A 1,176-nucleotide genomic window follows, 5' to 3' on the forward strand; every position below is an offset into this window, starting at 1 on the left:
TAATGTATCTGTATTAATCAAACCCTCATCATCTTTATGCAATATAAAATGTAAGTACTGCTTTTATATAGACGAAGCACAAAATAGAAAAATAGAAAATAATGGTATTATGACCGAAAAAGTAATGACAGCCATAATAGATAAAGTGCTTCAAAATGCTGATAAAAATGTATTGTTTTCATTTCAAGGAGGAGAGCCCACTACTGCAGGAATAGAATATTTTAATTCGTTTATAGATTATGTTAATAACAGAAACAAAAAAAATATTAATATAAATTACAGCATACAAACTAACGGCGTATTAATAGATGATAAATGGTGTGAGTTATTTAAAAAAAATAATTTTTTAGTTGGACTTTCTTTTGATATGATAAAAGATATTCATGATAAATACAGAACAGACAAAATAGGAAATGCCACATACAATAAAGTATTGGAAACTAAAAAGTTATTTGATGCTTTTAATATAGAATACAACATACTCACAGTATTAACTTCTGAACTCTCTAAATACCCTAAAGATGTATACAAAAAGATTAAAAAACTAAATATAAAATATACTCAATTCATACCATGTCTCTCTGAAATAAATTCATGCAATAATGAATATTCTATAAAACCAAAAGAGTTTTCAAACTTCTATAAAGAAATATTTTCATTATGGAAAGAAGATTTTTTTAATAATATTTATTACAGCATTCAGTTCTTTGATAATATAATACCATTATTGGGAGGTGGATATGCTCCTATGAGCTGCGGTATAAACGGAATATGTACAAATCAGATGATAATAGAAAGTAACGGAGATGTTTTTCCTTGTGATTTTTACTGCTTGGATAATTATAAATTAGGCAATATAGCAGATGAAGATTTTGATAATATTTTTTACAATCAAAAAGCTAAAGATTTTATTAATGAAAAAACTAATATCATAAATAATGATGATTATAAATTATGCCGTTCATGCAGATATTTTCAAATATGCAGACTAGGATGCAAAAGAATGTTAGAAAATATGTATATAGATAATAAAGATAAAACTTTCTGCGGATATAAAGATTTTCTTGATTATAGTATAAATGATATAATAAAAATATGGAAAATTGTATCAAGATGAAAATTATAATAGCTGCTATTTATGAAAATGATCATAAATATTATTAGCCACTTTATAAC

1 protein-coding gene is annotated in these 1,176 nt (G+C 24.7%); it reads left to right on the top strand.

Features of this window, described 5'->3' with window-relative positions:
• A partial coding sequence (locus EZH24_RS12230; protein ID WP_137999339.1) for a radical SAM/SPASM domain-containing protein occupies window positions 1-1,117 on the top strand: 1,117 nt, incomplete at its 5' end.
• Window positions 1,118-1,176: the final 59 nt, after the last annotated feature.

Origin of the sequence: Brachyspira catarrhinii (assembly GCF_005518285.1) — a bacterium.
GTDB classification, from domain to species: Bacteria; Spirochaetota; Brachyspiria; order Brachyspirales; family Brachyspiraceae; genus Brachyspira; species Brachyspira catarrhinii.